This window comes from Dictyobacter halimunensis (assembly GCF_036245075.1).
This window is the reverse complement of the sequence record NZ_BSRI01000002.1, coordinates 1070043-1094430: the sequence shown is the minus strand read 5'-3', so window position 1 is coordinate 1094430 and position 24388 is coordinate 1070043. Positions and strand designations below refer to the sequence as shown.

At 53.6% G+C, this 24388-nt stretch carries 16 protein-coding genes; 9 read left to right on the top strand and 7 right to left on the bottom strand.

What is annotated here, in order from left to right; translation table 11 throughout:
- Positions 1-11: 11 nt before the first annotated feature.
- Entirely contained in the window at positions 12-1589 is a 1578-nt protein-coding gene (gene pruA / locus AABA21_RS18585; RefSeq protein WP_338252792.1) for an L-glutamate gamma-semialdehyde dehydrogenase, read from the bottom strand.
- 164 nt (positions 1590-1753) lie between these two features.
- Complete coding sequence (locus tag AABA21_RS18580; protein ID WP_338252790.1) at positions 1754-3259, bottom strand: thioredoxin-like domain-containing protein; 1506 nt, start codon at positions 3257-3259, stop codon at positions 1754-1756.
- A 432-nt stretch (positions 3260-3691) separates the two neighbouring features.
- Between AABA21_RS18580 and AABA21_RS18575 the strand changes: the two genes are divergently transcribed.
- The 7 genes from AABA21_RS18575 (at position 3692) to AABA21_RS18545 (ending at position 11583) form a co-directional block, all read left to right on the top strand.
- Positions 3692-5344, top strand: coding sequence for a sodium:solute symporter family protein (locus AABA21_RS18575; RefSeq protein ID WP_338252788.1), 1653 nt, complete (start codon positions 3692-3694; stop codon positions 5342-5344).
- Positions 5345-5366: 22 nt separating this feature from the next.
- Positions 5367-5651: a hypothetical protein gene (locus tag AABA21_RS18570; protein WP_338252786.1), complete on the top strand. Its 285-nt coding sequence runs from the start codon at positions 5367-5369 to the stop codon at positions 5649-5651.
- Between the two features lie 155 nt (positions 5652-5806).
- The gene (locus AABA21_RS18565; protein ID WP_338252784.1) at positions 5807-6286 is read left to right on the top strand and encodes a GatB/YqeY domain-containing protein; all 480 of its coding nucleotides are present in this window, start codon (positions 5807-5809) and stop codon (positions 6284-6286) included.
- Between the two features lie 415 nt (positions 6287-6701).
- Positions 6702-7355, top strand: a complete 654-nt coding sequence (locus tag AABA21_RS18560; RefSeq protein ID WP_338252783.1) for an LON peptidase substrate-binding domain-containing protein — start codon at positions 6702-6704, stop codon at positions 7353-7355.
- A 100-nt stretch (positions 7356-7455) separates the two neighbouring features.
- Positions 7456-7821 (top strand): hypothetical protein, encoded by a 366-nt coding sequence (locus tag AABA21_RS18555; RefSeq protein ID WP_338252781.1) that lies wholly within the window; start codon positions 7456-7458, stop codon positions 7819-7821.
- A 284-nt stretch (positions 7822-8105) separates the two neighbouring features.
- Positions 8106-10100 (top strand): aldo/keto reductase, encoded by a 1995-nt coding sequence (locus tag AABA21_RS18550; protein WP_338252779.1) that lies wholly within the window; start codon positions 8106-8108, stop codon positions 10098-10100.
- Between the two features lie 235 nt (positions 10101-10335).
- The gene (locus tag AABA21_RS18545) at positions 10336-11583 is read left to right on the top strand and encodes an MFS transporter (protein WP_338252777.1); all 1248 of its coding nucleotides are present in this window, start codon (positions 10336-10338) and stop codon (positions 11581-11583) included.
- Between the two features lie 80 nt (positions 11584-11663).
- Here AABA21_RS18545 and fusA read toward each other — a convergent pair whose 3' ends face one another.
- A complete protein-coding gene (fusA, locus tag AABA21_RS18540) occupies positions 11664-13724 on the bottom strand; it encodes an elongation factor G (RefSeq protein ID WP_338252775.1) in 2061 nt (686 codons plus the stop codon).
- Between the two features lie 786 nt (positions 13725-14510).
- Here fusA and AABA21_RS18535 point away from each other — a divergent pair.
- Complete coding sequence (locus tag AABA21_RS18535; RefSeq protein ID WP_338252772.1) at positions 14511-15806, top strand: serine hydroxymethyltransferase; 1296 nt, start codon at positions 14511-14513, stop codon at positions 15804-15806.
- A gap of 340 nt (positions 15807-16146) precedes the next feature.
- Complete coding sequence (locus AABA21_RS18530) at positions 16147-17973, top strand: serine/threonine-protein kinase (protein ID WP_338252770.1); 1827 nt, start codon at positions 16147-16149, stop codon at positions 17971-17973.
- Positions 17974-18040: 67 nt separating this feature from the next.
- Here AABA21_RS18530 and ligA read toward each other — a convergent pair whose 3' ends face one another.
- The 4 genes from ligA to AABA21_RS18510 all read right to left on the bottom strand — a co-directional run bounded on the left by ligA (position 18041) and on the right by AABA21_RS18510 (position 24256).
- On the bottom strand, positions 18041-20128 hold the full coding sequence (ligA, locus tag AABA21_RS18525; protein WP_338252768.1) for an NAD-dependent DNA ligase LigA: 2088 nt from the start codon (positions 20126-20128) through the stop codon (positions 18041-18043).
- Between the two features lie 57 nt (positions 20129-20185).
- A complete protein-coding gene (locus tag AABA21_RS18520; protein WP_338252767.1) occupies positions 20186-20473 on the bottom strand; it encodes a putative quinol monooxygenase in 288 nt (95 codons plus the stop codon).
- A gap of 217 nt (positions 20474-20690) precedes the next feature.
- Positions 20691-21779, bottom strand: a complete 1089-nt coding sequence (locus tag AABA21_RS18515) for a phospholipase D-like domain-containing protein (RefSeq protein WP_338252764.1) — start codon at positions 21777-21779, stop codon at positions 20691-20693.
- A gap of 218 nt (positions 21780-21997) precedes the next feature.
- Positions 21998-24256: a sodium-translocating pyrophosphatase gene (locus tag AABA21_RS18510; RefSeq protein WP_338252762.1), complete on the bottom strand. Its 2259-nt coding sequence runs from the start codon at positions 24254-24256 to the stop codon at positions 21998-22000.
- Between the last annotated feature and the right edge of the window lie 132 nt (positions 24257-24388).

The following is a 24388-nucleotide window of genomic DNA, read 5'->3' as shown; positions in this document are numbered from 1 at the left end:
GCTCCTTCGTTTTATTTCTTCTCCGAAATGGCTTTGGCCTGTGTAAAGAGAAGCAGGTAGTCGCGTCCGCCGGCTTTAGAGTCGGTCCCCGACATGTTAAAGCCGCCAAATGGATGGACACCTACCAGCGCACCCGTGCATTTGCGATTAAAGTAAAGGTTGCCGACATGGTACTCTTCTTTGGCGCGAGCGATGTGCTCACGATTGGTCGAATAGAGAGATCCGGTCAGGCCATACTCGGTATTGTTGGCGATGGCGAGCGCGTGATCAAAGTCTTTCGCCTTCATCACAGCCAGCACCGGGCCAAAGATCTCTTCCCGGGCGATGCGCGCCTGGGGATCTACATCGGCGAAGACGGTCGGCTCAACAAAGTAGCCTGGCCCCTGTTCACCACCACCCAGGACGAGCTTGCCTTCGTTTTTCCCGATCTCGATATATTCAAGGATCTTCTTCTTCGCGTTGGCGTCAACAACGGCGCCCATGTATGTACCCTGTTGGGTGACATCCCCCATCGTTAGCTTTTTCGCTTTTTCGACCACTCTCTGTAATATGTCGTCATAAACGGCCTCGACGATAATGGCGCGCGAGCCTGCTGAACACTTCTGTCCCTGGAAGCCAAAGGCGGAGGAGACAATGTTGGTCGCGGCATCCTCAATGTCGGCGCTTTCGTCGACGAGAATGGCATCTTTACCGCCCATTTCGAGCACGGAGCGCTTGAGCCAGAGCTGTCCCGGATGTACCTTTGAGGCTCGCTCGTAGATACGCGTGCCAACCTCGCGCGAACCGGTGAAGGAGATGAAGCGGATTTTTGGACTGTCGACCAGGGCATCGCCAATGGTAGAACCTGAGCCGGTCAGGAAGTTGACGACTCCGGCGGGCAGCCCTACCTCTTTTAGAATCTGCATGAACTGGTAAGCGATGGCTGGCGCTGTGCTGGCTGGCTTCAGGACGATGGTATTGCCCGATACGAAACCCGCGCTGGTCATGCCGGCCATAATGGCGCAGGGAAAGTTCCAGGGAGGAATGACGGCGCCTACGCCCAATGGAATGTAGACCAGCTCATTCTCTTCGCCAGGAAACGGTGTGATCGGTTGCTTATCAGCTAGCCTGAGCACTTCGCGACCGTAGAACTCGAGAAAATCGATGGCTTCAGCCGCCTCAACGTCGGCCTCGACCCAGCTTTTCCCGACCTCGTAGACCATCCAGGCATTGATGAGAAAGCGGCGCTGGCGCATCAGGTCGGCGGCCGCAAATAAATAACCGGCGCGCTCGACGGCGGGGACACGTTTCCAACTCTCGAAGGAGGCGGTGGCAGCCTGAATAGCCTCCTCAGCCTGCTCGCGGGTCGCAGCCACAAAGGTGCCGACAACCTGATCTGGCTGACCTGGATTGACCGAATTAAAGGTCTGTTCGCTGTATATTTCCTTGCCACCGATAATTAAGGGATAGGTGCGCCCTAATTCATTCTTCACCTGCTCAAGAGCGGCCTCCTGAGCACGTCGATTGGATTCTTGTGAAAAATCAGTGAAGGGTTCATTCACAAATGATTTTTGCGCGTGGGTAGTAGCATTTTCAAATACGGTTGTCATGGGAAGCTCCTTGCAAACACTTCACTGGGATGAGTAAACGATCATATATTCCATTGTATCTCATAGCTTGAGAGAGATGAAAGCATTTTATGCATCTCTCTTCTCCGGCAAAGGAATGTGGCTGGTTCTTAATCATGACCGGACGCTGGAGAATGTGGCCCGGACTACACGTGGATGTGTAACGTGGACACGGTCTGTGTGCCCAGGTCCAGAACGCGGATAGCCGAGTTATTGGTGTCGGCTACGTAGAGTTTTCCAGCAGCGGCGGTGATGCCAGCAGGCTCATTAAACTGTGCCTCTAAGAATGTACCATTTTTCAGCCCTCCTATGCCAGTGCCAGCCAGTGTGATTACCCGCCGGGTCTCGGGATGGAGGATCTTAATGCGATTATTGTATGTGTCCGCCAGGTAGATCTGCTGGCGCCAGGCGCAGAGCGCCTGTACATGTTGCAGACGTACTTCATCACCTGTTCCATCCTGATCACCGAAGTCGAACAGTCCCTGCCCCACCAGCGTTCGCACCTCCCGTGCTGCGCCTAAATCGATGGCGCGCACCGCGCTCGTCTCGCTATCAGCGACATACAACGTCTCTTGAGAGAGGGCCAGGCCGTTGGGCTGGGCGAAAAACGCCTCCTGATATGGTCCGTCTCCGATCCCCTCAGGTCCTCGACCGGCGAATGGTTCGATCACGCCATTATCGAGGTGGAGTACCGCGACCTGGTGATTGCCCGCCATGGCGATAAACAGGTCGTCGCGATCGGCCAGCGGATCGTGTCTCCATTGGAGATCCCAGGGCGAGTTGAGGGCAATGGTGTGGGCGGGACCGCTGGCTGGCGTGCGGCTCAGGCCGTATTGCTTGCCTGTGCCCGCGATGGTCGTTACCTGTCCTATAGCCAGATCAACGCGGCGGATCAGATGATTATCGGTGTCGGCCACATAGAGCTGATCTCCCACCAGGTGAATGCCTTGTGGGCGATTGAATTGTGCCTGGTCGAATCTGCCATCCGCTCTACCTATCTCGCCGGTGCCGATGATCAGGCGGACGTGTCCATCCAGACTGCTTTCAATGATTCGATGATGGCCTGTATCGCTGATCAGCAGGCGATCACTGGCGCTATCGACAGCCACCTTGCCCGGAAAAGCGAGCAGCGACTCGGTCGCGACCTCCTGTGCGAAGCGCAGTGGTCGGTGTGTGAGCAGGCCACGTGCCTCAAACTCTTCTATCATCGGCCTGATGAAGGTGATCGCTTGAGCAGGATCAATCTCACCTTCACGCCGTTGAATGACGCGCCCCTCGGGATCGATAAAGACCAGGCTTGGCCAGGCGCGGATGGCGTATTGCTGCCAGAGATACATACCTCGGTCATTGACCACGGGATGCTCTATGCCATAGCGTAGAACCGCGTCGCGTACACTATTTGTGAATTGTTCACGCGGGAATTTGGGAGAATGCACGCTGATTACGGTCACTGTATCGGGAAAAGCGGCGGCTATGGCGCGCAGCTGGGCCAGAGCATGCATACAATTAATGCAACAAAAGGTCCAGAAGTGCAGGATCACTAGCTGACCACGTAGCTCTGCCATCCGTAATGGATGATCGCTATTGATCCAATCCAGATTGGTGGGGAAATCTGGCGCTCGTACCTCGCCGCGAAACTGTGGCCTGTTCATCCTCCTCACTCCTTTCCCTCGCACCTGGTAGCTGGACTTGAATGATATATATGCATTGTTATTCTTCAGATATTAACACGATGATAGGGCCCATTTATTTCATTACTTTACCTGTGATGTAACGTTGCGATGGCGTGCCTTTCGAGAGAGTGTCGTAAATTGGCTGTGAGAAGCCTGTGAACATAGGTATAGAGCCCCCTGAACCATATAATCCCCTTTGTTATGCCGTTTCCGACTGAAGCGATTTATAGACCTACCTCGTGATTACTGTAGTATTCCTGTGAAGGTAGAGTTATAAGATAAGCTCTGGCTTCTTTTTGTCGAATTTTTTACCCCATCAATATAGGTAAAGATTATTTCTTTATTATAGATTTATCTGCAATTTAGAGAAATAATCTATATCTATGGATTCGTGAATAAGGGAGAGCTGCTATGCTTACTTTGACAGCGGTGTCGGCCAATGTCATTGCTAACGCGAACTGGGTAGACTACCTCATTATTGCTATCTACTTTGTCGTGACGCTTGGCATTGGCTTTGCGCTGAGAAGGCGAATGAAATCATCGGAAGATTTCTTTCTTTCAGGTCGTTCACTGCCTAGCTGGGTAACGGGTTTAGCGTTTGTAGGTGCTAACCTGGGTGCGCTGGAGATCCTGGGTATGGGTGCTAACGCTGCCCAGTATGGCTTCTTGCAGGCGCACTTTTACTGGATCGGCGCAATTCCGGCGATGTTATTTGTAGCTATTTTTATGATGCCATTCTACTATGGCAGTAAGGCGCACTCGGTGCCTGGCTTCTTGAAGCTGCGTTATAACGAGGCTACTCGCGGCTTCAACGCGATCTCATTTGCCATTTTGACCTTGCTGACGAGCGGTATCAACATGTTTGCGGCCGCACTGGTGTTTAACCTCTTGCTGGGCTGGTCGCTGAATGCCTGTATCTGGCTGGCCGCTTTATTCATCATGGTCTATATTATTCTGGGTGGACTGACGTCCTCGATCTACAATGAGACGCTCCAGTTCTTCTTGATTGTCGCTGGACTTTTACCGGTGACGATTATTGGTTTGATCAGTGCTGGTGGTTGGTCTGGCTTGCAGGCCAAGGTAAACAATCCACAGTTCTTCCACCTGTGGGCCAACACCGCTACCAATAACAATCCGTTTGGGGTCAACTTTATCGGCATTGTGCTGGGGCTGGGTTTTGTCTTGAGCTTTGGCTACTGGTGTACCGACTTCCTGGTGGTTCAACGCGCGCTGGCGGCTGAGGATAAGGCGGCGGCCGAGCGTACGCCGTTGATCGCCGCGTTCCCGAAGCTGTTTTTCCCATTTCTAGCCATCATCCCTGGCCTGATCATCCTCTCGGTGATGCCTAATCTGGGTAAAGGTGGCACGTTCCAGAACTCGTATAACATGGCTATCCCGATCGCTATGGCTCATTACCTCCCCAATGGGGTGCTTGGTCTTGGCCTGACCGCGCTGCTGGCCTCGTTTATGTCTGGTATGGCTGGTAATGTGACCGCCTTTAATACCGTCTGGACCTACGACATCTACCGTGCGTACTTCAAGCGCGATGCCCCCGACAACCATTATCTGTGGATGGGACGCATTGTGACCGTTGTGGGTATTCTGTTGAGCGTTGGTACCGCCTATATCGCGTCCAGCTTCACCAGTATTATGGACTACGTGCAGGCGCTCTTCTCCATTTTCAATGCTCCTCTGCTGGCGACGTTCCTGCTGGGTATGTTCTGGAAGCGCACGACGCCATGGGGTGGCTTTGTTGGCTTGCTGATTGGTACGGTGGTTTCGATTGCGCTCTGGATCGGCGAGCAGTATATGCATCTCTTCTCGCTGGGTAGCTCGGAGGGATCCAGCATGTGGCGCGCGCTGATCGCCTGGGGGGTCTGTTTCGTCGTCACCATCATTGTCTCGTTCTTTACCGAGCCTAAGCCGGACGAGGAGCTAAGAGGACTGGTCTATAGCATGACGCCAAAGGCGACGGTGGTTGAGACGGTCTGGTATAAGCGACCGATGGTGTTGGCTGGAGCAGCCCTGGCCATCTTCGTTATCCTGAATATCATATTCTTCTAGGAAGCAAGAAGGTGATAGTATTATGAGTCAACACGAAAACGCGATAGAGCATGAACAGGTACAGACCCCTGATGGGGGTGATAATGAGCAGGCGCAGGGACACCGTATGTCGATTGCCCTGACGATCGGCGCCACCATTGGCGTCATCGGTCTGGTCCTTGTCATCTATGGTCTGCTTGGCAATGTCAATTACGCCCAGAGCGCGAACATCAACATCAATCTGTGGTGGGGACTACTCATGGTGGTCTTTGGCATCGTTATGAGCATGGGCAGTTACATTTCAGCCCGTCGCAGCCACGCCGTATAACTAGTATTCCTGAATACAATAGGACCGAGCCGGGCAGATGCCCGGCTCGGTCCTATTGTATTCAGGAATATCATGCGCGGGTGCTTTTTTCGCTTCTTCGTAGTATACTAAGGGGCGCATACACATAGTATAGTAGCAATGTAGGAGTATGAAAGATGGCAGAAGCACGGCAGGATTTTCCTATTGAGCAGCAGTTGAAGGCAGACATTCGCGAGGCGCAGCGCAGTCGCGATCAGGTGCGCCTGGATACATTACGTATGGCTCTGGGCGCGATCCATAACCTCGAGGTAGCGCGTACTGATCGCAAAAACGCGGAATATGGTCAGCTCCTGACCGAAGCCGACTGCTTGAAGGTTCTCGAGCAAGAAGTGAAGAAGCGCAACCAGGCCATTCCCCTCTACAGGCAGGGTGGGCGCACCGACCTGGCTGACAAAGAGCAGCGCGAGATGGAGATTTTACAATCGTACCTGCAGTCCTCGCAACTAAGCGACGATGAATTGCGGACGATCATTACACGCCTGATCGAGACAAATGGTAAAGAGTTTCGCAAGGTTATGCCCCAGGCCGCTAAAGAGACCAAAGGGCGCGCCGATGGTGCCCGTGTGCAGCGTATGGTCAGGGAACTTGTTCAATAGGCGCCAAATAATACAATCGCACTCCGAAGGGTCGCGTGCAAGACAAGGCTCTTCGGAGTGTTTGTGGGTATATGGATAATTGTATAATCATATCTTGTCTAATACTATAGAATAATATCCTATCTAACCAGGCTTCTGAAGTGGGTGTATACACAACATACCGGAAATACTCTTGTCAAAAACCCAGAATATAATGTACAGTATATTAATTATTCCGATAACGATAGATGGGATTTGTCGTTCTTTCAGATGAGAGTTTATTTGCATGCATAATTTGCCCCATAATATATACCAGTGGCGTCTCAAGGTACGATAAGTTATCTCGCACAAGATGAGGCTGATTTTAGCTGAGAGACGATCTGTGCATATTATAAATCAAGAGGTGTCGGTTTCTTCACCCTGGAGGATTCCTGATATGTCTGCAACCGCAACTGAATTGCCGTTATTCCCATTGAATGTTGTACTTTTTCCTGGTACGGTCCTTCCATTGCATATCTTCGAGCCGCGGTATCGAGAGATGGTAGTGGACTGCCAGCAAGAAAATAAACCCTTTGGTGTGGTACTGGTAAAAGCTGGTAGCAAGTTTATGCAGGAAGAGCCTTACGAAATTGGGACCCTGGCCGAAATCCATAATCTGCGACCGCTGGAGGATGGCTGCTATGATCTAATGGCAGTAGGTATCCAGCGCTTTCGCATCCTCAGTCAGAGCCGCGAAAAGTCCTACCTCTCGGGCCTGGTCGAGATATATGAAGATGATCCTGAGCCAGAAGAGACGTTGACCCCCATGATCCAGCAGGCGCGTGGCTTGTTTGAGACCTATCTCAGTATGTTGCTTGACGCGCCTGAGGAGAATGATCTGCACGCCAATCTGCCTGAAGTGGCCGAAGATCTATCGCACTTCATTGCCTACTTTCTGGAGATTGAGGATAGCAAGAAGCAGCACTATCTGGAGCTCACCTCGACCCACCAGCGCCTGGCTGAAGAGATCGCGGTGCTGCGGCGCGAAGTTCCATTTATGCGCCAGCTCCTCTTTAAACGGCCTGACGATGATCTTACTATGCTAAACTAGAGAGAAGACCATCCAGGTTCAGTGCGATGGTAGCCTGCACACATTGTCTGGTGCAGGACACACCATCGTATATCCTATGCGAAAGCGAGTAGCTCAAAAAATGACCAATTACCAGAATTTCCGGCAGCGGCTAGATGCCGAGTTGCGTACGTTAGATGTGAATAAAGTCAGAGACTTCTTAATTTCAGAGGGCCATTGGAGTGAGGAGGCCCCGTCCGATCCTGAGTTCGCGATGTGGATGATGATCGCGGGCAGCCAGACTTTGAAAGAGTTACGCCCCCAGGCGAAGGAATGGTTGATAGGCCATGGCCACAGTGAGGAGGCCCAGGCCGTGTTTGGAAAAGAGACTGCCCCACATAAAGGATCCCAGAAGGCACGTGGTCCCAAAAGTGGAGGATCAAAACGCCCGGCGCAGCATAAGAGTAAGCCCCAAAACTTCCCTCCCCGTTCACCACGCCAGAAATAAAGCGCTTTTTTTGCCACTGATAATTTGACGCATGGGCTGGCTTCGTGGTATAACCTCCAAAATAGGTCAAAAACCGAACGCTTCGTTTGGAATGGGTAAAGAACGTAAAATGCATAGATCAATGTTGCTCCTGCATTTTTGCCTATTTGACTGGATCATACTAGGGTGTAACTGGCATTGGCGCAGGTTGTAACATATGCATGTGCTGATCATATTGTTTCGCTACAGGTATGACGAAATTGACACATTGATTATCAGGTTTCACAGTGGTTTGGAGGATTATCATGAGTCAAACGCTAACCTGGGGTATCCTTGGGGCTGGAAACATTGCAGGTATCTTTGCAAAAGGTGTGGCAAGCTCGAAAACAGGGAAGCTCCTGGCAGTTGGGAGCCGTACCCAGGAGGCAGCCGATCGCTTTGGCGACAAGTGGGATGTACCGCGACGGTATAGTAGCTATAACGATCTGCTCGCTGATAAAGATGTGCAGGCCGTTTATATTTCTACTCCTCACCCCATGCACGCCGAGTGGGCGATCAAGGCCGCTGAAGCTGGCAAGCATATTTTATGTGAGAAGCCGATCGCCCTTAATCAGTCTGAAGCCATGGCGATCGTGGAAGCGGCGCAGCGCAATGACGTGTTCCTGATGGAAGCGTATATGTATCGTTGTCACCCACAGATCGCGAAACTGGCCGAGCTGATTCGGGATAAAGCGATTGGTGATGTGCGTGTCATTCAGGCCAGCTTTGCCTTTAATGCTGGTTATAATCTGAACAGTCGCTTGCTGAAGGATACATTAGGCGGTGGTGGTATTCTCGATGTTGGTGGTTACTGTACCTCAGTGGCCCGCCTGATAGCTGGTGCAGCCATCGGCAAACCGTTCGCTGATCCAACGAAGGTTACCGCTACCGGCCATATCGGTGAAGAGAGCCATGTCGATGAGTATACGGTGGCTTCGCTGGCCTTTCCCAGTGGGATCGTTGCCCAGCTATTAACGGGGGTGCGTGTCAATGCCGAGAACGAGATCCGCGTTTATGGATCAGAGGGATTCCTCACCATTCCGCCTCCCTGGAATCCTCGTGCCGGCCATACCACCAAGATTATTGTAAAACGCAATGATGGCGAGGTAACCGAGCACAGCTTTGAGACCGAGGACCTCTATGGGCTGGAAGCCGATGCGGTGGCTGAACACCTGGCGGAACGCCAGTCTCCAACCATGAGCTGGGAAGATACGCTGGGCAATATGCGTACCCTGGATCAATGGCGCGCCGCGATCGGCCTGACCTATCCAGCCGAGCAGCCGCAGGGGCCCGATCAGCATCTCCCGGTGCACAAACGGCCTCTGAAGGCACGCCCGCAGAACATTATGAAATATGGCCGCATCGAAGGTGTCGAGAAGCCTATCTCAAGACTGGTGATGGGTGTCGATAACCAGGTCAACTGGCCACACTCATCGATCATGTTCGATGACTTTATCGAGCAGGGCGGCAACTGTTTCGACAGCGCCTATATCTATGGCGGTGGCATGTGCGAAAAGATTCTGGGTCAATGGATCAAAAATCGTGGCCTGCGTGAGCAGGTAGTGATCCTGGATAAAGGTGCGCATACACCCCACTGTAATCCCCAGGCCCTCTCTTCGCAGTTCTTGCAGAGCCTGGATCGCTTGCAGACCGATTATGTAGATATCTACATGATGCATCGTGACAACACGGATATTCCTGTGGGCGAGTTCATCACCGTTCTCAACGAGCATAAGAACGCCGGACGCATGCGCGTCTTTGGCGCCTCTAACTGGTCGATTGAACGTCTGCAGGAGGCCAACGACTGGGCGGCCGCCCATGGCATGAGTGGTTTTTCGGCTATGAGTAATAACTTCAGTCTGGCGCGCATGGTTGATCCGGTCTGGGCTGGCTGTATCGCGGCCTCTGATCCCAGGTCGCGTGCATGGTTAGAGAAGACGCAGATGCCCATTATGCCCTGGTCGAGCCAGGCTCGCGGCTTCTTTACCGGTCGTGCCCATCCTGATGATCATTCTGATGCAGAGCTGGTACGTTGCTGGTATAGTGAAGACAACTTCAAACGCCTGGAGCGTGTGCAGCAGATGGCGAAAGAGCGCGGGGTGCTCCCCATTAATATCGCTCTGGCCTACGTCCTGAATCAGCCATTCCCGACCTTCCCTCTGATCGGACCACGCCAGCTGTCGGAGACGCGCACCTCGCTGCCCGCCCTGACAGTTGAGCTGACCCCCGAGGAAGTTCGCTGGCTGAATCTCGAAGACTGAAGAAAGATCTAAATAAGTAAAAGGGGTGATGCCAGATGGAGTGCTCCGCACTCCATCTGGCATCACCCCTTTTACTTATTCAGATGAGCGCCGTAGGCGCGTATCGTCAGGGGCCGCAGGCACACAAAGCACGCTCTACATCACCATTTTATTGCATGCGCATGCAATAAAATGGTGGCTCTTCTTTGTTATAGACAAATTGATGGATGTTGCTTAGTGAGGAAGGAATTATTGCTTGGATAAAGAGCTGCTTGAGGAACAAACTCCTGAAGTGGCTGAGGTGCGGCAGGGCGAAACTGCCACGGTGGATAGACGATTAGTATTGATTATGTCTATTGCATGCGCTATCTCGGTCGCGAATTTGTATTATATACAGCCGCTACTGGCAAACATGGGTCATGAGTTTGCCGTTTCGGCCAATGAAATGGGATTTATCGCTACCTTAAGTCAGATCGGTTATGCCTGTGGTCTGCTATTTATTATTCCGCTGGGAGACAAATATAATCAGCGAACATTGATTGTGGGTATGTTGTGCGCGGTTACCCTGGCGTTGATCGGGATGGCCAGCGCTTCATCGATTACGATGGTCGGGGTGGCCAGTTTTCTGGTGGGGGTGACGACGGTTGTGCCGCAATTGATTATTCCCTATTCAGCCCACCTGGCGCCGCCGAAGGCGCGTGGACAGGTGGTTGGGACCGTTATGAGCGGCCTGCTGATCGGTATCCTGCTGGCGCGTACCGTGAGCGGTATCGTCGCGAACTACCTGGGATGGCGGTCCATGTATTGGATCGCGGCCGCCATGATGATCCTGCTTGCCGTTGCTATGCGTCTCCTGCTACCTACTGATCGGGCGAAGAAGGGTACCATGAGCTATCCGCAGTTGCTGCGATCACTATGGGATCTGGTGCGGGACGAGCCGGTCCTGCGCGAGACGATGCTGTTCGGTGCTCTGGCCTTTGCCGCCTTTAGTGTCTTCTGGGTTTCGCTCTCATTCTTCCTGGAGACCCCTCCCTATCACTTTGGTAGTGAGGTCGCTGGACTGTTTGGCCTGGTGGGCGTGGCGGGCGCGCTGGCGGCCTCGTTTGTTGGCAAGTTCGCCGATCGCCGCGATCCAAGGCTGGCCAATGGGATGGGCCTGGTCATTATCCTGGTTGCCTTCGTGCTGATGTGGCTGACCGGCCAGTGGTTATTCGGACTGATTGTCGGCACTATCTTGCTCGACCTGGGTACGCAATCGAACCAGATCTCCAGCCAGGCACGTGTCTATAGCCTGCAGCCCGCGGCCCGCAACCGTTTGAATACCGTCTACATGTTCATCTACTTCGTAGGTGGCTCCATCGGATCTATCCTGGGTACCTTTGGTTGGAGCATAGCCAGGTGGAATGGCGTCTGCGCCGTGGCCTGCCTGCTGATCCTGCTGGCTCTCGGATTTTATGCGCTCAACGCCCGCAGCATGCGCCAGCATCTAATGGGCTCTAGATAGACATTTGTAAATAACCGGCATGAAGAAGAGGAAGGCGACCACCCCGGCCGGGATGGTCGCCTTCCTCTTCTTCATGCCGGTTATTTGTGGGCGGCTTCTTCCTGTTTCTTGTGCGAGACTATAATTTCTTGCTGGACGTTTGGCGGTACTTCCGCGTACTGGCTAAATTCCATGCTGAAGCTGCCTCGTCCCTGCGTAATCGAGCGCAGATCGGTGGCATAGTGCAGCATCTCTGCCTGTGGAACCGCGGCCGTGATACGTTGCATCCCATTTTCCAGCGATTCCATACCCATCACATGGCCGCGCTTGGTATTGATATCGCTCATCACGTCACCCATGTTTTGCTCCGGCACCTCAATGGTCACGTTCATGATTGGTTCCAGGAGCACCGGGTTGGCCTGTGGCACGCCTTCTTGCATACCCAGTGAGGCGGCGACCTCAAACGACTGCGCCGAGGAGTCTACCGGGTGATACTTTCCGTCCACCAGCGCCACCTTGACGTACACCATTGGGTGACCCGAGATAAAGCCCCGCTTGAGCGATTCACGAATGCCCTTTTCGACGCCGGGGATGAACTGACCCGGCACGACGCCACCCACAATTTTATCCTCAAACACAAAGGGCTGCTCGCTATCGCGTGGCAACGGTTCGATCTCCAGCCACACATCACCAAACTGTCCATGTCCGCCGCTCTGACGCTTATGACGTCCATTGGCGCGTACCTTCTTACGGATCGTCTCGCGGTACGAGATGCGCTGGTCATGGGTCTGCAGGTCAACCGAGTATTTGCGTTTAATGCTTTCAACCAGGATCTGGATATGCGTCTCACCCATTCCAGACAGCAGCACTTCGGCTGTCTCGGGGTCGCGTGAGACACGAATGGTGCGATCCTCTTCAATGATACGCGCCAGAGCATTGCTCATCTTGTCCAGGTCGGCCTGGCTATGCGGTACAATCGCGACGGTATAGCACGGGAGCGGCAGATTAATCGGCTCGATTGATGTGGTGATCTCTTTACTGCTCGTCAGTGTATCGCCGGTATGGGTGTTTGACAGCTTGGCGACCGCCCCGAAATCGCCGCTGGGGATCTCTGTGGCGGGTTCCTGCGTCTTCCCATGCTGGATGGTCAACTGGCTCATGCGCTCATCAGCCCCGGTTCCCACATTGGTGAGATGCATATCTGATTTGAGCGTGCCACTGAAGACGCGGAACGAAGAGATCGTGCCTGCCTGCGCGCTCGTGGTCTTAAAGATAAAGGCGGAGACATTATCACCAAAGGCGGAGACATCTTCAGCCACTGCCTCCAGTGGACTGGGTAGGTAGTTTACAATGGTATCCAGAAGCGTCTGAACGCCGATATTCTTGCTGGCCGAACCGCACAGGACCGGGATGATCGTGCCGCTCTGGGTCCCTTTTTTGATGACGTCATTGATCTCCTCATCACTGAGCGTCTCACCCTCCAGGAACTTCTCCATGATGGCGTCGTCACTCTCTACGGCCGCCTCGATTAATTGTTCGCGATACGTCGCGATCTGCTCTTCGAGTTGCGATGGGACAGAAACCTCCTGTACGCTATTGCCGCCCTCAAAGGTATACCCTTTTTGCGTTACCAGGTCGACCACACCATTAAAGCTCGCCTGTTCGCCAATGGGGAGTTGTAGGGGAACAATTTTGGAACCAAACTGGTTGCGCAATGAAGTCAAAGCTTGCTCGAATGAGGTATTTTCGCGATCGAGTTTATTGACCAGGACGATACGGGGAAGGTTGCGTTCATTAGCATATTGCCAGGTAAGTTCGGTCCCTACTTCCACCCCTTTTTCCGCGGTTACCACTACCAGTGCCGCATCGGCAACGCGCAGGCCCGCCTTTACCTCTCCGACGAAATCGGGATAGCCAGGAGTATCGATAAAATTAATTTTGTGGTCGTCCCATTCCACTGGCAAGGCTTTAACTTGCAAAGACATGCGTCGTTTCAGTTCTTCAGGATCATAATCAACGACTGAGGTGCCCTCATCTACTTTTCCATGGCGGGTGACTGCGCCACTATCATACAATGCGGCATCGATGAGGGATGTTTTGCCAGCTCCAACGTGAGAAATGAGCGCTACGTTGCGAATGTGTTCCGCCGGATAAACCTTCATAAAACCCAATCCTCCTGAGTTTCTACGCAGCAATGGCCTGATCAGACGAATGTCGAGGGGTCTGCCATAGACCACCGGTGCGGCGCGGCCACGCGAATGGCTGTTTGCGGTACTGAGAAAAGTCGTGCACTTATCCCATCTCATTTCGTAGGTGTAGACCTAGTATATCAAAATTACGCAACATGTTCAACTGCACATCAAATCACGATATAGCGGCGCTTTTTTCTTTATCTTGCACGTTTTTGTTTATTTAATGCAAAAATTATTTTATGCATAATTGCGCCATTTCAAAATCCTGCCAACGGGTGCCGCACCAAGGCTCTATTTTCACTATTATCGACACATCGATGGCTCATATTTAAAATATCTTTTAGCGTGTGCTTGATTTTTGTCATGTTAGTGGCGCGTGATCGCCCCCACACGCGCGTCCGCTACGCGGCCGCACTGTTTTTGTATGTTGGTGCAGCAGAGGCGCTCGGAGCGCCTCTGCTGCACTAACATACAATGGACCTATGATGCTCACATACCATTCAGCTTTAGGGTGGTGCATGGGGATGCGCATTTGCGCATCCCCATGCACCACCCTAAAAAATCAGCGCGGCCGCGTAGCGGACGCGCGTGTGGGGACGATCACGCGCCACCAGGATAGTGAAAAAGTAAGACCCATTCTTCGTGCCTGTCTACTGGTATGCAGCGCCGTTGACGCGGGTAACTGCTCACAAAAACGTTGTGCTATACTGAAAGCATATTTGTTCGACGCGGTTAGCGGAAGGGAGCTTTGCAGATATGACCATCGACATACATGACATTGAAGCTATTATTCAGCAACAGGATACATGGCGTCAGACGCAGACGATTAACTTGATTGCCAGCGAGAATACCCCCAGTGAGGCGGTGCGGCGCGTTCAGACGTCTGATTTTATGGGTCGCTACGCAGAAGGACATCCCAACGAGGGCGAGCAGGTGAATCGCTATTACCAGGGGACGCGCTATATCGATCAAATCGAGCGCATGGCGGAGCAGGAACTATTGAAGCTCTTTCACGCCAGGCAGGCGGATGTGCGCCCGATCAGCGGGAACGCGGCCAATACCGCCCTGGCCCTGAGCGTTTTGCGCGGCGGTGATACCGTGATCGCGAATTCGACCGACGCGGGTGGCCACATCAGCCATGGAGCGGTCGGCGTGTTTGGTCGACGTATTCAGAATCGCGGCCAGTCGCTTAAAATCGGTGGTGAGCATTCGATCAACCTTCACTATCTGCCCTTGACGGAAGATCGCTATCATGTAGATGCCCAGAAAACCATTGAACTGGTTGATCAGCTCAATCCACAACTGGTGATCCTGGGAAAGAGTCTGTTTTTATTCCCCGAGCCTGTTTCAGAGATCGCTGCTTTCTGTAAAACGAAAGAGATCCCGGTTCTCTATGATGGGGCACACGTGCTGGGCCTGGTTGCCGGCGGACAGTTCCAGTCTCCCTTGCAGGAAGGCGCGACCTGGATGACCGGTAGCACACATAAGACCTTTCCGGGTCCGCAACGTGGTGTTATCTTATCAAACCTGGAGGATGCCGCCGCCATCAAAAAATACTGGCAACCTGCCGACCGGGGCGTGTTCCCTGGCTCATCGAGCAATCATCATTTGCATACCCTGCCCGCCTTGTTGATCGCCACGCGTGAGATGCAGCGCTATGGCCATGAATACGCGGCGCAGATTGTGCGCAACGCGCAGGCGCTGGGACGGAGCCTGGATGAACTGGGGACACCGGTGGAGGCGCGCGAGTTCGGCTATACCCGCAGCCACATGATCGCCGTCAATGTGGCGCAATGGGGTGGAGGCGTCGAGGTCGCGAAGCGGCTGGAGGAGAGCGATATCATCCTCAACTATAACATGCTGCCCGGGGATGCTGATCCGCGCAACCCTTCGGGTTTGCGCATCGGCGTATCCGAGATGACGCGCTTCGGTATGGACGAGCACTCTATGGGTGAACTGGCGCAGCTGATTCACGAGAGCGTACGCGGCAAAAACGTGAAGCAGCAGATTAATGCTCTGCGTGCCCGTTACGTAGAGATGAAATACGTCTAAGCGTCATGTAAATAAGAGCGTGATGGGCCAGGCGGGTCAGTGTCGCATTTGACTTGCTTGGCTTATTTCATATAAATTACGGATGTAGCTACATCGCCAGAGCGCAACAGACCGGTCCCTGTTTTGATACATTCGCAAGCATTTTATCGTTTCTAAGAGAGAAGTCCTCGTGCCGAGGCAGAAATGAACAGCGTTTGAGAGAGCGTGGCGCGGCCAGACAAATCACAAGCAAATAGTGGATGGGTATCACGTCTATGCAGATGAGGGTGGTGTATATACGAGTACCCTGGCTAAGGGTATGCTAAAGCATACAAAAAATTAAAGAAGTGGATATTTTTTCATGGAAAGTAATGATCACCTCATCGGGAAACAACTCGGAACCTGTGCCCTGGAGCAAGTCATTGGCTCTGGTGGGATGGGGGTGGTCTATCGCGCGCACCAGACGCGTCCCGTGCGTGATGTGGCGGTCAAAGTGTTACGATCGGGTGCGGGCATCTATTCCGAGGCTCACCAGGAGTTTCTGGCCCGTTTCCGCCGCGAGGCCAATGTTATTGCTCAGCTCGACCATGTGAACATTCTACCGATCTATGAGTACGCGGAACAGGATGGGCTGGCCTACCTGGTAATGCCCTATCTGACGGGTGGCAGTTTGCGCACTCTGCTGGAAAATAAAGGCCGTCTCTCTCCTCAAGAGACATTCAAATATATCGAACAGGCCGGATCTGCTCTGCAATATGCCCATGACCATAAGATCGTGCACCGCGATGTTAAGCCTGGCAACATGCTCTTCCATGCGGATGGCCGCCTGGTACTGGTTGACTTTGGTATCGCGCGCATTACGCGTGATAGCAATGTGAGCAACCTGTCTGACCCTTCTTTAACGGCGGTGGGACAGTTTCTTGGTTCGGTTGAATATATGGCGCCCGAGATGGTGCAGGGACGCAACGTCGATTATCGTGCTGACCTTTATGAGTTGGGGATTGTCCTGTTCCAGATGCTGACCGGCCAGGTACCTTTCCAGGGTGGTTCGCCGCTCTTCATCGCGGCCATGCATATTAATGATCAGCCACCGTCACTCCTCCAGGTAAACCCAGGTCTCTCGCTGGCCCTCAATGCGGTGGTGCAGAAGGCGATCTCCAAGGACCCGGCCGCCCGCTATCAATCCGCGCGTGAGATGGTCGAAGCTGTACGCCATGCTATCGGCGCTTCAAACTCGCTTTCACAGGGATTGCAGGCTACCGAACGATCCGCTAATGCCTCACGCTCGATCTCTTCGCCTGAATGGCAGCCCGCGCAAAACAACTATGCGTTTCCCAATTCGCACCCTTCGGCACCCAACTATTATCCAGTCGATGCGTCACGGCCTGACTACGCGCCTCACACACCGCATGGCAGCATGCCCAACGCGCCACTTTCTTATCCCTCAAATGCTTCTCAAGGGCCGGTTCCCTATAACCAGCCTGTGGGCCCGTCACAGACGCCGCATGGTGGTTTTTCTTATCCCGGTGCCAATGCCTACCCAGGGTCCCAGGGATGGCCGCCGAACTACCATCTACAAGAGGCCGAGACCGCCTACAATCACAGTCAAGCCTATAATCAAAGTCAATACGTAGAACCGCGTAGAAGATCCTCGGCCTGGAAGGGCTGGCTGCTGGCTGTCGTGATCGTGGCGGCGCTGTGTATCGTTGGTGTCATCTTTGCGCCTCGGATTATCGAGGGTACGTTTGGCCAGACCAGGCAAAATCCTACTCCTACGACACAGCCAGCGAAACCAACCGCGACCCCAACGACTTTACCTACGCCGACGCCTACTCCTACACCGATAGTAACCGCCGATAGTGCCCAGAAATTTGTACGGGGCTATTTTGACGATATCAATCAGCGCAACTATAGGGGAGCTTACAACCACTGGGCAAAGGATTATCAGGATAAGAATCCATACGATCAGTTCGCGCAGGGGTATGCGAATACGCGTCACGATGATATCACCAGTATTGATGCCACGGCGGGGGATAACGGAACCTATAGCGTCAGCGTGACTTTCTCAGCCACTGAAACTGACAATAATGGTGGAACGGTGATAAAGAACTTTCAGGGGACCTATATTGTTGGCATCGATCAGGGCGCGCAGCATTTCTTATCCCAGTCGCGTGTATTGCCGGCCTAGTCGCAGGAGCCCAAAAAGAAAAGAAGGGATGATGGTCGATACCATCATCCCTATCGTTGGTCTGTATTTAAACTTCGGAGTGCTCCTTGAGCAGATTGACCAGCCACTCCTCATCGTGAATGGGCACGCCTGCTTTTTGCGCCTTGGCCAGTTTGGAGCCTGGATCCTCGCCCACAACCAGGTGGCTGAGCGACTTACTGACGCCGGTCGCGATCTTACCGCCCAGCCGGGCAATAGCCTCTTCCGCGGCCCCACGGGCCATCGTATGTAGGCGTCCCGTGAGCAGGAAGGATTGGCCCACCAGGGGACCGGTCTGCTCGACGGGTTTCTCTTCGAGCGTCAGACCCGCCTCACGTAGCCTTTCGATCAGGGCCAGGTTATCACTGTCCTGCAGCCAGCTATAGACGCTCTGACCGATCTCAGGGCCAACGCCGGGCACTTTAATGATCTCTTCGGCACTGGCCTGCTTCAAGGCGTCTATGCTGCCAAAGGCGGTGGCCAGGAGCTGGGCCGATTTTTCACCGATGTAGCGAATATTCAGACCAAAGAGTACGCGCCAGAAGGGTCGCTTTTTGCTGGTCTCGATAGCGTTGAGCATGTTGTCCGCGCTCTTCTTCTTCACGCCCTCCAGAGCCAGCAGTTGCTCTTCGGTCAGGTGATAGAAGTCCGAGAGGGATTTGATATAGCCGGCATTGACAAGTTGCTCAGCCATCTTCTCGCCGATCGACTCGATATCCATCGCTCCTTTGGACACAAAGTGGATCACGCTTTGCAGAATGCGTTCTGGACACTCTTTATTGGGACAGTAGGCCATCGCCTGGTCTGGAATGCGCACGATGGGTGTATCGCAGAACGGGCAGCGGTCCGGCAGATGGTAGACCTGTTCCTCTCCGGTACGCCGCTCCACGACTGGCTTAACGACCTGGGGGATGACTTCTCCGGCTCGCTCGACCAGCACCCAGTCACCGATGCGCAGGTCCTTGCGCTGGATATCGCCCTCATTGTGCAACGTCGCTCGTGAGACTGTCACGCCGCGAATATTGACCGGCTCCAACACCGCCCATGGATTCAGCGCGCCGGTGCGACCAACATTGACGCGAATGTCCAGAAGCTTCGTGGCAACCTGGATGGGAGGATACTTAAAGGCGATGGCCCAGCGCGGATCGCGGGCTACCGTCCCCAACTCTTCCTGATGGGCCAGGTCATTGATCTTGATGACCACCCCATCAATCTCATAGGGCAGATTAAAGCGCTCTTTCTCCCACTTATTGCAATATTCCATGACCGCATCGAGATCCGGCGCAAGCTCAATATGAGGATTGACGGGAAATCCCCATTCTTTAATCATCTGCAGCGCTTCCCACTGGCTGTTGATGCGCATTCCATTGACATAACCGATCTGATAGCCAAAGAAGCTCAGGTTGCGGGTTGCCGTGATGCGCGCATCTTTCTGGCGCAGTGAACCCGCGGCGGCATTGCGCGGATTGGCGAATAAGCGGGTATCGCTCATCTCTTCATTGAGCTGCTCAAAACTCTTGATCGGCATATAGATCTCGCCGCGCACCTCAACTTTAGAGGGGACATGTTTGCCGCGCAGCTTATGGGCAATGGTCCGGATCGTGCGCACGTTGGGCGTCCAATCTTCACCTACCATGCCGTCGCCACGAGAAGCGCCGGTCACCAGGCGCCCCTCTTCATACGTCAGAGCCATCGCCAGTCCATCGATCTTTAGCTCACAAACATAGCTAAAGGTCGCGTTGGGCAAAATATTCTGCGCGCGCCGATGCCAATCCAGGAGCTCTTTTTCGCTGCGTGCATTGGCCAGGCTGAGCATGGGTACCGGATGGACATGCTGGGGAACATCCTGGATCGGACCCGCACCCACGCGTTGCGTGGGAGAATCAGGCGTCTGCAATTCAGGATGTTCACGCTCAATACGCAGAAGCTCAATCATCAACTGATCATACTCGGCATCCGTCAAAATTGGATTATCATTGACGAAATATTGATAGTTTGCCTCTTCAATCTGATGCCGCAGTCCAGCCACATGGGTCTCTAGCTGTTCCTCCGCGTTTTTTTCTCCCGCCTGTTCCGGCGCATGCGCAGTATTCTCTACCTGCTCGCTCTCTGTGCGCCCATCATGGACATCTGACATATGCTTTTCTCTCCTGCCAAAAGTTTGTGTACGTACTCTCTTTCTAGCTAATTCTTTTTAGTACGCCTGGTAGTGGTAAACTTCTGGTTTTTCTTCAAACAGACCGCTAATGGGCGCGCGCCACTGCGCGAACAGCGCGCTATTGCGGAAGTCGTTGACATGGGCTTCCAGGGAAGACCAGACAACGGATAGCATATAGCGGCCTGGTTTCTCCAGGCAACGGGTGGCATTGGCCGAAATACATTCTGGATGCTGGCGAATAAACTCGATGCCCTGAATAATTCCCTGACCGAGCTCTTCTTCTTTGCCTGGTAACGCGATAAAAACAGCGACCTCAGTAACCATGCTAAAACTCCTTTGCGTGTCGTCTTGTGAGTGGGGGAGTCTTCTTTCTTCTCCCCAAAAACAGGTAAACAGTGTATGAAGTTGTGTATCAGGTCTATGCGGGCCTGCCTCCTGGTTGCTGGATGTTATCCTACCACGATCTATAAGATCATGTCCATCACGAGCGCTTGTCTTAGCAAGGCTACTGCCGCCATCTGTTTGTGTATCTATGTGCTACTCAGGCTGTTTGAGATGCCTGCCAGTCGCTCTGGAACGTCTGGCTGAGCGCATTGATAACAGAGGCATCGGATACGACGATGCCAAGTTCGCGATTCTTGTCCAGTGAGGCAGTTGAGATATTCTCAGAGCCTACAAAGGCTTTGTGTTGATCGACTATGATGATCTTCGCATGCATGTACAGGCGCTTATCCTGCTTAACCTGGGCGCCTCCCTTTTTGATGGTGGTGATGCCTTCCTGGTTGCTATCGTTGGAGGAGGAGTCAGGAAGGACGACCTGAATCTTCACACCACGCCGTGCTGCGGTCGTCAGGGCCTGCTCCACCTTGCTATCCTGCATCTCCTCCGCCTCGATGCTGATTGATTTCTGTGCGCTCCCGATGAGCGAGAGAAAGGTTGAGTGAGAATTGAGCGGGCTGACCACCAGACGTGAATTATTGAGCTTGAATGGTTGACGATTCCAGTCGGCCGTGAAGATGTTCTGCACGCTTTTCACATCCTGCGCATTGCTATCGATGATGCCATATTCACGATTGAGCGTATATTTGCTGTTGCCGAGGGCCGCGTTGGTGAAGTTGCTGGTCATGATATAGGCTGTCTGACCATCGATGACCATCCCTTTTTCATGGGTCAGCGCGAAATCGGGACTGGTCGCCTGCGTCTTGATGCCTGCCGCCCGTAGCTTCTCCAGGGTCTGTTGGGGTGAGACCGAGCCGTTGCCATATGGATGTACCTCCAGCATGACGCGCACGTCAACGTGACGGTGGGCGGCATCTTCCAGCGCATTGATAACCTTCTTGTCTGTCAGCAGATATATCTCTAGCCAGACCGACTTCTTCGCGCCACTGATTGCGTTCGTAATCACCTTTTCGCCCGCGTCGGGTTCGATATAGAGTTTGAGTCCCGCGCTCCCCGAACTGCTCATGCTCATATCGGTCGCCGCTGAAGGCGCTGGCGTGGCGCTGCTAGGGTTGCTGATGGTAATCGCCGATGAATTGCTGCATCCTGGCAGCATCAGGCAGAGCAGCAGACAGGCGCATAGCCATGACCATGCGCGTATATTCCGGTGTGGTGATGAATGATCCATCATCCCTCCTCATTTTTATGTCTTCAATATGTTTTATACGTGAGAGAGGAATGAAAGCGGAACATATCCCCGCCGCAGGTGCCAGGCTTGCCCTGGCTTGTCGCGAAGCGGCCCCATACCCGGGCGCGTCCTAACCCCATAAAAAAATGCAGCGAAAAAGCGTTCCCGAACCCCTTGCCGAGATCGAGAACGCCTTTGCTAATCAATAATAGATGGAATACCTACGGATGGAGAGCAATGAACAGTGGTGCCAGCACCAGGGTGATGGTGCTCAAAAGCTTGATCAGCACGTGCAGTGAGGGGCCGGCGGTATCCTTAAAGGGATCACCGACGGTATCACCAACGACGCTGGCTTTATGCGGTTCACTCTTCTTGCCTAAAACGACGCCACTGGTATCATTACGAGCTACCATCTCGCCATCCGCGTTGACGCGCAGATAGCCAGCTTCGATGTATTTCTTTGCATTGTCCCAGGCGCCACCACCGTTATTGAGCACCAGGGCCAGTACGATACCGCCCATCGTACCAACCATCAGCAGGCCCGCCTCCGCCTGTGGTCCCAGAATGACACCCACCAGGACCGGTGTGAGGACCGCCACGACACCAGGAAGGATCATAGCTCGTAGCGCGCCGCGGGTACTGATATCGACACAGCGGGCATAATCAGGATCGACCCTGTCTTCAACCCGTTCGGCCATAATCTTGGGATTCTCGCGGAACTGCCGGCGCACCTCTTCGATCATGCGCTTGGCGGCTTCTCCTACAGCACGGATGGCCAGGGAGCTGAAGAAGAAGATCAGGGTCAGCCCGATCAGGGCCGCGATAAACACCAGGATATTGGCCAGGTCAACGCGATACACATCCGGTGTCTTCTTATAGGAGTAAAGCACATCCAGATACGCGCTGAAGAGCAGGAAGGCGGCCAGGGCGGCCGAACCAATGCCATAGCCTTTGGTCAGAGCCTTGGTGGTATTGCCAACGCCATCCAGCGCATCGGTGATATCGCGCACGGATTCCGCCTCGCCACTCATTTCGGTAATGCCGCCGGCATTATCGGTAATGGGTCCGAAGGTATCCATGGCCAGGATATAGGCACAGCTCATCAGCATACCCATCGTCGCTACCGCGGTGCCGAAGATGCCACCAACGTTGATCACGCCAGGATTGATGCTGGCGCTAACTGGAATGGTGACCTGGCTGCCAAAGAAGAAGGAGAGCCCCAGGGCAGCGGCAATAGCCAGTACCGGCAGAGCGGTACACTCGAAACCGACCGCGATACCGGTAATGATGGTGGTGGCGGGTCCGGTTAGCGTCGCACTGGCGATCTCGCGTACCGGGCGCCAGGTGCCGGCCGTGTAATATTGGGTAATATAAACAAAAGCAATACTAAGAAGAATACCAACGGTCCCAGCAAGACCAAACCAGGTCCAGGCGGGTAGACTGTTGCTGCGCAGCGACTCACCACCAAGCATCAGGTAACTGACAACAAAGACTCCGATCACCGAAAGGGCGCAGGTGATATAGTAGCCAATGTTGAGCTGTTTCATGGCGATCTCGCCTGGATCGCGACCGGCCGCTTTATCCGGCTCGATGACGACCGACGGCCTGATATAGAGCAAGCCAATGGCCGAGGCGATCAAACCAAAGGCACGCACCACCAGAGGGAAGAGGATCCAACCGGGATTTTTGGTAGCCAGGTAGAGGGCGACGCCCAGAATCATCGCGCCGATGTTTTCGGCGGCTGTAGATTCGAAGAGGTCGGCGCCACGACCGGCGCAGTCACCAACGTTATCGCCCACCAGGTCGGCGACAACGGCCGGATTGCGCGGGTCATCCTCTGGAATGCCTGCCTCAACCTTACCGACCAGGTCGGCTCCCACATCGGCTGCCTTGGTATAGATGCCGCCTCCGAGCTGCGCGAACAGCGCCACGAAGCTGGCCCCGAATCCAAAGCCAACGATCAGGGACGGAACCTTATCGATGGTATTACCGATGCTATAGAGCAGGAAGATGAGGGAGACACCCAGCAGTGAGAGGGCCACCACCAGGAAACCAGAGACCGCGCCACCGCGCAGCGAGACCATCAAGGCTTCGCCCAGACTGCGGGTCGCGGCGCTGGCCGTGCGACTGTTAGACTTTACCGCAACATACATGCCAATGTAGCCGGCAACTCCTGAGCATAACGCGCCGATCAGGAAGGCGATAGCCGTACGCCAGGCAAGGTCAAACTTTGCGGCTTCGCTTCCATTACTAAGAAGATAGAGTACCCCTGCAACCACCACCGCCGCCACTATGGAAAGGAGAGCGATAGTACGATACTGCCGGTTGAGGAACGCCATTGCCCCTTTAAAAATAGCGTCTGCAACCTTTTGCATGGCAGGAGTGCCGGTATCTTTGCGCAATACATAGCTGGCCAGGTAGCCAGCAAACGCTACAGCAAGAACTCCCACTACGATTGGAACCCAGATATAGTTGCTCACGATAAAAATGTCCTCCTTATGAGAAGATAAGAAGCTATTTGCGTATCAACATTGATAGCAGGTACATCGTGACCGAACCATGGTAGAAGCGGACTATTGAATTTTAACTACAAAAATGGACATACTGCGTAC